This is a genomic window from Flavobacterium sp. AJR (assembly GCF_002156885.1).
Taxonomy (GTDB): Bacteria; Bacteroidota; Bacteroidia; order Flavobacteriales; family Flavobacteriaceae; genus Flavobacterium.
The window spans coordinates 1-9,492 of sequence record NZ_NCWQ01000128.1 but is presented as its reverse complement, the minus strand read 5'-3'; the positions used below and the strand labels follow the sequence as shown (position 1 = coordinate 9,492).

At 34.6% G+C, this 9,492-nt stretch carries 6 protein-coding genes and 1 pseudogene; all 7 read left to right on the top strand.

Features of this window, described 5'->3' with window-relative positions; translation table 11 throughout:
• Nucleotides 1-927: pseudogene (locus B8T70_RS23995) on the top strand (hypothetical protein); the annotation flags it as partial.
• A gap of 119 nt (nt 928-1,046) precedes the next feature.
• The gene (locus B8T70_RS22140; RefSeq protein ID WP_039116499.1) at nt 1,047-2,279 is read left to right on the top strand and encodes a gliding motility-associated C-terminal domain-containing protein; all 1,233 of its coding nucleotides are present in this window, start codon (nt 1,047-1,049) and stop codon (nt 2,277-2,279) included.
• Nucleotides 2,280-2,309: 30 nt separating this feature from the next.
• Nucleotides 2,310-3,059, top strand: coding sequence for a hypothetical protein (locus B8T70_RS22135; protein ID WP_086896256.1), 750 nt, complete (start codon nt 2,310-2,312; stop codon nt 3,057-3,059).
• A gap of 232 nt (nt 3,060-3,291) precedes the next feature.
• Nucleotides 3,292-3,897: a hypothetical protein gene (locus B8T70_RS22130; RefSeq protein WP_123912153.1), complete on the top strand. Its 606-nt coding sequence runs from the start codon at nt 3,292-3,294 to the stop codon at nt 3,895-3,897.
• 9 nt (nt 3,898-3,906) lie between these two features.
• Nucleotides 3,907-5,403 carry a hypothetical protein gene (locus B8T70_RS22125; protein WP_123912152.1) on the top strand — a complete coding sequence of 499 codons (1,497 nt, stop codon included), beginning with the start codon at nt 3,907-3,909 and terminating at the stop codon, nt 5,401-5,403.
• Between the two features lie 55 nt (nt 5,404-5,458).
• Nucleotides 5,459-5,998, top strand: a complete 540-nt coding sequence (locus B8T70_RS22120; RefSeq protein WP_123912151.1) for a hypothetical protein — start codon at nt 5,459-5,461, stop codon at nt 5,996-5,998.
• Between the two features lie 503 nt (nt 5,999-6,501).
• Nucleotides 6,502-9,492 (top strand): hypothetical protein (locus B8T70_RS22115; RefSeq protein ID WP_207621556.1); only part of this gene is annotated, 2,991 nt, incomplete at its 3' end.

Below are 9,492 nucleotides of genomic sequence, written 5' to 3'. Positions count from 1 at the left end.
GCTGGTATCCCTGGAAAAGATGGTGTTTCACCACCAGAAGGAGCTACATCTTGGATTGACACAGAAACCGGTATTGTTTACGTTAAAGATGCTGGAGGAAACTGGGTTAAAGTTAGCGGAAATGACGGAAAAGATGGAAAAGGAATAGCTTCAACAATTGTTGATAAAACGTCAGGAAATCTTATTATAACTTATTCTGATGGAAGCACAGCTGACCTAGGAAAAGTAATAGGAGAAAAAGGAGAGCCAGGTTTACCTCCAACATCAGGAGCGGGAACAATAACAGGAAAAGGTTTAATTGCAGTTACAAATGGTGTTAATAACGCCTTTAAAAATACTGAATTTAGTCTAAAAGCTAGTAAAATCGCTGGGGATATTTTGCAAACTGTCGATAATGAAGCCATTTGGACGAATGCAGACAAGATTGTTAAAGAGCCTTGGTTTAATATAAGAACTAAAGCTGGTGCGACATCTAATGAAGATAGCATCTATACGAAAGGTTGGGTAGGAATTGGTTATGACGCTCCGTCTGGTAAAGATGGGGAGAAATTAAGAGTAAACGGTTCTATTACAACTGTTAGCAGTACTTATGCCGATTATGTATTTGAAGATTATTTCCAAGGATTCTCTGATATTAAAGAGGATTATAAATTTAAAAAACTTGTAGAGATAGAGGATTACATCAAAACACATAAGCACTTACCTGGTATAACACCAATTAATGAATTGGAAAAATCAGCTGAAGGATATTCATTTAATATGTCTGAATTATCAATCCAATTATTGGAAAAAACAGAAGAGATTTACTTGCATATAATAGAGCAAAACAATGCAATTATTGCAAAAGACAAAGAAATTGAAAAAATGAACCAACGTTTAGAAAGATTAGAAAAACTAATTGAAGAGAGCAGTAATTCTAACAAGTAGGCTTCTTTGAATTCAAACTAAAAAAAAACACCTCTTTTATGAATGCTATAACTGAGGTGTTTAATATAGTTTTTGACATAATTTGTCACATTTAAGATTAACACTTTAAATTAAAAAGTATGGCCAAATTTTATTTAAAAATAGGTACAATAGTATTATTTTTTAGTATTGGTAAACTTAACGCACAAACCATAAATACAGGAGAGATAGTTATCCAACCGGGTACTGAATTTGCTACAGTAGCAGATTTTGATAATAAGCCAACCGGGGATTTTATTAATGATGGACATTTTATTGTTTATTCAAATTATAATAATGACGGCTTGGTGACTTTTAGTCCCAATGTAACTTCTGGCTTAACCTATTTTAAAGGTTTGAATATAGCTCAGGTTATTTCTGGTAAGGAGTTAAGTGAATTTAATGATGTACGGTTTGAGAACAGAATGGTTCAGCCTGCATTTATATTGTCAACAGCAATTAATATTTATGGAGTTTCCGATTTTTATAAAGGAATTGTATCTAATAATAATACGGAAGGTACAGTTGTTTTTGAAGCAGATGCTACTCACATAAATACAAACAACGATAGTTATGTTGATGGGTATGTAGTAAGGAATGGAAGCAACGAGTTTCAAAATCCTATTGGTGATGGCGGTTATTTTAGACCATTAGCTATAAGTCAGTCTAGTTCGTCTGGAAACTTATTCAAAAGTAAGTATTTACTTAAAAATTCAAATCCATTACATCCTCATAATCAAAAAGAGGACTTGATTGCATTGATTAATACCAATGAATATTGGGAGTTCGAAAGTAATCAATCTACTGTAGATGTTGCATTAACATTAACCTGGCATGATCAAAGTACGCCAGGCGAATTGACAAAAGAAGACGAAGATTTATCTTTAGCCATTGTAAGATGGGATGATGCTACATCGCAATGGAAGCATTACACTTCGGCTGTGGATAGAGGAGAAAAGACTGTGACAGCGGCTGTAGATAATTCAGGGATTTATACTTTGGCAAAAGTAAGAATACCAAATCTAGATGATATCGTTATCTATAATGCAGTCTCTCCTAATGGTGATGGACATAATGATTACTTCAATATTACTGGATTAGAAAAATTCTCAGAAAACTCATTAGAGATCTTCAATCGATATGGGGCAAAGGTATTTGAAACTAGTAATTATGGGGCCAATGGAAATTGGTTTAGAGGAATTTCCGAAGGAAGAGTTACTGTAAGTAGAGGTGAAGGATTACCCTCGGGGACATATTTCTATGTTCTAAAGTTCAAAATGTCTAGCGGAGCTTATAAGGATAAGGCAGGATATTTATATATCAGCAATGATTAGTACAAAAAAAAAACGGTATACACATTTATAATGGAAAAAAAACTTTTTATTTTATGCTTAATCCTCTTTTCTTTATTAGGATATTCTCAAACTCAAGTCGGAATTAATACGCTTAATCCAAATCAAACGCTAGATGTTAATGGAAGAGCCAGAATACGTACTATGACAAATGTTAATACAGAGGCATTGACTTTGGAATATAACAATCGAGTTGTATCTAATAGTGATGGAATTTTGGGCTATGTTGTTAATAATAGTAGTACAACTGTTCCTTGGTCGTTCAATGATAACAAAAATGCTGTTCTAAGCTCTCCAATATCAAGTCAACAACGTGGCGGCACAGTAAATTTAAATTTCAGCATTACTGTTACTATTCCCGCAAAATCACAAAGTCAAGTTGTAGTCAAATACAATATGCCTGTAATGCACTCAAGCCGCAGAAGTGGGTCAATTGGTTATGTAGGGTGTACTTTATTTAAGTCGGTAAATGGTGGAAGCGATGTCGAATTGGAGATGGGTTCTCGTAAATATACTGTTGTAGGTAGCTATAAGGGACCATCAGAAGTAACTGCTTTGGGATTACCTATATCTGGTTTTGCTGTAGATATAATTTCTAATCCTGGAAATATTCCAATGGATATAGTATACAAAGTAGATGGATATGTCGAATCTAATTACGATACAGTTACATTCGGAATGCTTACAGCTTCATCTGAGGATAATGCTAATTGGGGGCGGGGAGCTATGTCAGCTCGGATTTTTACTAAACCTGTAAACTAAATTTAAAAATTCCTTTTTATTTAGGGAATTAAAACAATATATAGTTAACATCCTTTTGTATTAAGAAAAAGAATTTAATTGTTTTTTGTTAAATCCTGATATGTCATATCGGGGTTTTTTTGTGTCTTGTCATAAAATAGATAGATGACAAGTAGTAAGTTCTCTCCAATCATAACAGAACTATTCTTAAGACTAAGAAAAAAAGAATAGTATTTAATTAAACACATCAATTATGAAAAAAAATAATTTTTTAATGTCAATTATCACATTTGTAATGCTTTGCACATCCATGCAGGTGTTTTCGCAAGTCGATGGTACAGGTATGGGTACTGTAAACCCACATCCTAGTGCAGCACTGGACGTGGTAAATACTAAAGCAGGAGTTTTAATCCCAAGGATGAATGTAACTCAGAAAAATGCTATTGTATCTCCAGCCTCAGGTTTATTGGTTTATGATACAACCAGTCAATGTATTTCGCAGAATGCAGGAACGCCAACAGTTCCAGTATGGGTATGTTTATCGGCGAAAGACAAGCAAAATAGTTTTTTTTACATGCCATCGATGGCTATTGATGCCTCAAAAGTGGGACTGTCAGCAACATTAGATTTATACGCAGAATATAAAAAACAATTTAATACCCCAGCAGCGCGAAGTGCCAATGCTCCCATCTCAATACCTTATTTCCCCAAAGCAAACGATTTGTACTACTATATTGCTCAATATGATAAAAACATTATTCAGGTAAATGCTATCAGTGAAGAAGGGATTATGGCGTATAAAATTATAAAAGAGTCTACATACGCTTCATTTATGAATATTGTATTTGTGATTAAATAAAGAAAAAAAATGAAAAAAAGGATATTATTTTGGATAATTTTTTTGATGATGCTTCCCATAAGCATGCAAGCTCAAGGTGAATCGAGTTGGTGGTATTTTGGTAACAACGCTGGTTTGAATTTTAATGACCCTCAAAAGGTAACCTCTTCAAATGGGTTGATTACCTCAGGTATACCTAAAGCAGTAAATGGTCCATTGAAGTCTTTAGGAGGTGGCTTTACCTTATCTGATATTCAGGGAAACTTACTAATGTCTTCTGATGGAATTACAATTTACAATAGGAAAAATGAAATCATGACCAACGGAACCGGATTGCTAGGTAGTATAATTTCGATGCAGTCGGGTATTGTAATTCCAGCTCCCAATAACCCCAAGAAATTTTATGTGGTTACTGTGTCTTCTCAGGAAAATGTTAGTCATGGAATTCGATATTCGGTTGTTAATATTGATCCGAGTAATCCGAATGATATGGGATCAGTAGAAGTTGCGACAAAAAACAGTTTATTAAAAATGCCTCATTGTGGTGAGAATCTTGGAGTAGTAGCTCATAAAAATGGAACTGATTATTGGTTGGTGAATCGTACAGGTGTATTTTTTTATGTTTGGCACTTAACAGAGCAAGGATTTTCGAAAACCCCTAAAATGTATAAAACCCCGCCTTTGCCTGATGTTGATAAAGGAGCTCAAATTGGGGCAACAATAGTGTCTGTAGATAACACTAAGTTAGTTAATTTGGCTGCTGGTTCCTATACAATATTATCTGCCGATTTTAATCCGGCCACGGGAGTGATTTCAGATATTAGGGGGCTGGGAAATACTAAAATTTATTCATTAGGAGGAGCTTTTTCTCCAAAGGGTGAATATTTTTATCTTGGGGCTGGCAATGAGAGTGTGGAATCAGGTTATAAAATAAAATATAGTGATTTAAGAGCTGGAAATGTAATGCCTACTGCTTTAGATGCAAAAGTATTTAATTTTAGCTTAGGGCGTGACGGACGAGTTTATGGGATAACACGAACTATTTCGAGTGGGGCGGCTGACGGAAATAGAGATTTGCATGTTGTTATGGACCCAGATAAAGGAGGAACTGATATTAGAACATTTCCTGGATATCTTACTAATAGACCTCAAAGGGGGTTCCCTTCTTTTAAGCATTCTAATATTATTACAGAAAATAAAACTAAGCTATTTACATGCGAAGGATATGAAGCGAAATTTGACATAAATCTTATTACGAATGGTATAATTGTACCCACAGGATTATTCTGGGATTTTGGAGATGGAACATATGAAATGCAGAATTTTATTGCAGGAAAGTATGATTACGAGATGAATCATTTATTCGCAAATTCAGGATTATATAAGGTAAGCGTTATGCCTTACATAGGGACAAAAGGTTTATCAAAGACTTTTTTAGAAGCAAATATTATTGATTGTAGTTTGAAAACAAATCCAATGATTCGCCATGAGTTATTAAATATTAATGAATTAGAAACAAATAAGTAATATCATGATTAAAAAATTAGCGTTTCAATTTAGTATTTTATCCCTGTTTTTTTTTGTGAATTTTCAGGGATATAGTCAGGTTGGTATTTTAACATCAACTCCAGATGTGAGCAGTGCCTTGGATATTTCAAGTAATAAAAAAGGAGTACTTATACCTAGGTTAAGTAATGCCCAAAAATGGGCAATCAGTAAACCAGCCCATAGTCTATTGGTTTTTGATACTGATGAAAACTCTATATCTCAAAATATAGGTACTGAGAAAGTGCCTGTATGGAATAAGCTGACACTTTTTAATGAACAGTCATTTTATATGCCCTCAATAAACATAGCAACAGAAACTATAGGGGCTACACGTACTATCGATTTATTCATGGAATATAAAAATCAATTTAAAGACCCTATGTTTAAGAGTGTAGGTGCACCATCCTCAATACCACAGTATGCATCGGCCAGTGATTTATTTTATTACATTACGTATTATGACCCCAAATTAATTAAAGTAAATAGCATTAGTGATCAAGGAGTTCTTAATTATACTACACTTAAAAAAGCAAATTACGACTCATATGTTAATATCATCTTTGTAGTGAGGTAATAACAAATTACATATCGTTAAAAATTAAAAGATACTACCTGAAAACTTAAAAGTTTTTGGGTAGTTTTTTTTATAGAATATCATGATGTTATCTCAGATTCATTCTGGTTAAAATTTCTGCTTCCCCATACTTTGCATTGCTTTAAGAAAGTGCTCATCCAAATTTTAAAGCACATCAAAAGTCATATGTTTTTCAAATTTATAACTTTTGATGTTGATTTTATGGTTTTAACAGGGAGGCTTAATGATGAGAACCGATTTAATTTTGCATAGTGTCATTAATTATTAAAATAGTACTTGTATTTGTAGGGTTTTATTTACAAAAACAAAGCATTAATATACTTGTAGATTATATACTCAGCAGAAAAATAATCTCCAAAATAAGTAATTAGTTAGACCTCTCCTGATGCGCAACTGCAAACTACAGCAAGTTTGAGTCGGACAGATAACCATATTGTTTCTTTTGCTGATGCTTTTATTAACTTTTAAAATTAGATTTTTCTATGAAAAAAAATACCTACAAAACTCGTAATTGTTGTCAAAGCATATTTTTTGTGTTTTTGTTTTTTATAATTTGTACAGTTCATGCGGAAGCTAAGGTTTCTAGTAAAAATGTAAAGGAAGTTGAAATTGGTCATGATAGTCTGACGGAAGTATTTTCGACTAAGGGGATAATAGACCCAAATAAATATAACAGTCTTAATAGAGTTGTGAATGGCGATAGCCCAAAAATTAATGTGACACCAGTAAGTATACCTAAGGGAGGTAGTGGTTCACTATTGGCAACAACTGGGCCACATTCAGTTACGAAATTTACAGGTTTATGGGATATTTATAGAGATCCTTTAGCCATAAATGTTGAAGCAACAAAGGATGACATGGGTACATGTGAATTTGCTGCTAATGGAGGACGAACTCGTTATACCGCAACAAAATTTAGAGTAAGTGTTTCGGGAGCTTACAATTTTATAATGGAGCAAAGACCAGAATATTCAGGAGCAGCATATATTTATACAGGTGATTTTACACCAGGCTACTGTGATAGAGGTGGGCAATGGATAATAGGATTAGGAAGTTTTGGCAGAAGAGAACCAGAATTTAAACCAAATTTGGTTGCCGGAGTTGAGTACACTTTGATATCTGTTGTTACTCCATTTATAGGAGACTATAGTATATGGGATTACACTTGGAGAGTGGAGCCTCCTAGAGGAGGGGAATTTCTTTTAGACACTTTAATTTATTGGTATAAATCAAGCTCGGGAGGAGAACCACTTGGCTGGGGCCCATCTTTTAACCCAGTTGGTGTAGAAGGGTCAGGTTTGGCAAATACAAATACACCTGGTACTACTACTTATTATGCATCTTATGCATCTGTTGCTGGAGATGCTCCTAGAGTTCCGGTTAATTTTGTAATTAATGACGATAGTCCAAAAATTGATGTAACACCAGTAAGTATATGTAAGGGAGGTAGTGGTTTACTATCCGCAAAAAGTGTTGCACATTCAGTTACGGGATTTATGGGTTTATGGAATATTGAAAAAGATCCTTTTGCCTTTACACCAACTACAACAAGGCAAGATATGTACACTTGTAAATTTGAACCTTTTGCAAAAAGTAGGTATACAGCAACAAAGTTTACAGTAAGTCTTTCGGGAGAGTATAATTTTAAAATGAAGAACAGATCTGAATACGTGGGATCAGCATACATTTATTCAGGTAATTTTACACCAGGCTACTGTGATAGAGGTGGAAAATGGATAGTAGGATTAGGACCAGAAGATACTGAGCCAGAATTAAAAGCAAATTTGGACGCTGGAGTTGAGTACACCCTGATATCTGTTTTTAGTCCATATACGGGAGACACGAATATGTGGGATTATGCTTGGACAGTTGAGCCACCTAAAGGAGGAGAATTTATTTTAGATGATTTAATTTATTGGTATAAATCAAGCACCGGAGGAGAACCACTTGGCTGGGGACCAACTTTTAACCCAGTTGGTGTAAAAGGCTCTGGTTTGGCAGATACAAATACACCTGGTATTACTACTTATTATGCTGCTTATGCATCATCTACTGGAGATACTCCAAGATTTCCAGTTAATTTTGTGATTAAAGAAGATGCTATTGCAGGAGTTCCCAGCATAAAACCAACATTATATGTAAATAACGTGATGCCAGATATTACTCATACGACAATAGATGCTGTGGGAATAAAAGATAGTGGTGTCTCGGGAGCAAATGGTCTGCCTAAAGGAGTATCTGCTGTCTGGGAGGCAAATAAAATTACAATTGTAGGTACTCCAATTGTTTCCGGTGTTTTTAATTATAAAATACCATTAATTGGAGGTTGCGGGAATATTTATGCAGAAGGAAAGATAATTGTGAATGATAGACCAAAAATTGAAGTAGAACCAGTAAATATATGTAAGGGAGACAGTGGTTTACTATCTGCAAAAAGTGCTGCATATTCAGTTACGCGATTTATGGGTTTATGGAATAAAGAAAGAGATCCTTTTGCCCTTATGCCAACTGCAACAAAGGATGATATGTATACCTGTAAATTTGAAACTAAAGGTGAAAGTCGTTATACTGCAACAAAATTTACTGTAAGTGTTTCGGGAGAATACAATTTTAAAATGGAGGACAGATCTGAATATGCTGGACATGCATATATTTATTCAGGTGATTTTACACCAGGCTATTGTGATAGAGGTGGCCAATGGATAGTAGGAGTAGGATCCTATCCTGGAAAAGAAGATGTTGAACCTGAATTTAAAGCAAATTTTGAAGCAGGAGTTGAGTACACTTTGATATCTGTTTTTATTCCATACGACGGAGACGCTAATATGTATGATTATACTTGGAGAGTTGAGCCTCCTGTAGGAGGGGAATTTATTTTAGATAATTTAATTTATTGGTATAAATCAAGCACGGGTGGAGAACCACTAGGCTGGGGGCCAACTTTTAACCCAGTTGGTGTAGAAGGGTCAGGCTTGGCAGATACAAATACAGCTGGTACAACTACTTATTATGCTGCTTATGCATCATCTAGTGGAGATGCTCCAAGATTTCCAGTTAATTTTGTGATTAAAGAAGATGCTATTGCAGGAGTTCCCAGCATAAAACCAACATTATATGTAAATAACGTGATGCCAGATATTACTCATACGACAATAGATGCTGTGGGAATAAAAGATAGTGGTGTCTCGGGAGCAAATGGACTGCCTAAAGGAGTGTCTGCTGTCTGGGAGGTAAATAAAATTACAATTGTAGGTACTCCAATTGTTTCCGGTGTTTTTAATTATAAAATACCATTAATTGGAGGTTGCGGGAATATTTATGCAGAAGGAAAGATAATTGTGAATGATAGACCAAAAATTGAAGTAGAACCAGTAAATATATGTAAGGGAGACAGTGGTTTACTATCTGCAAAAAGTGCTGCATATTCAGTTACGCGATTTATGGGTTTATGGAATAAAGAAAGAGATCCTTTT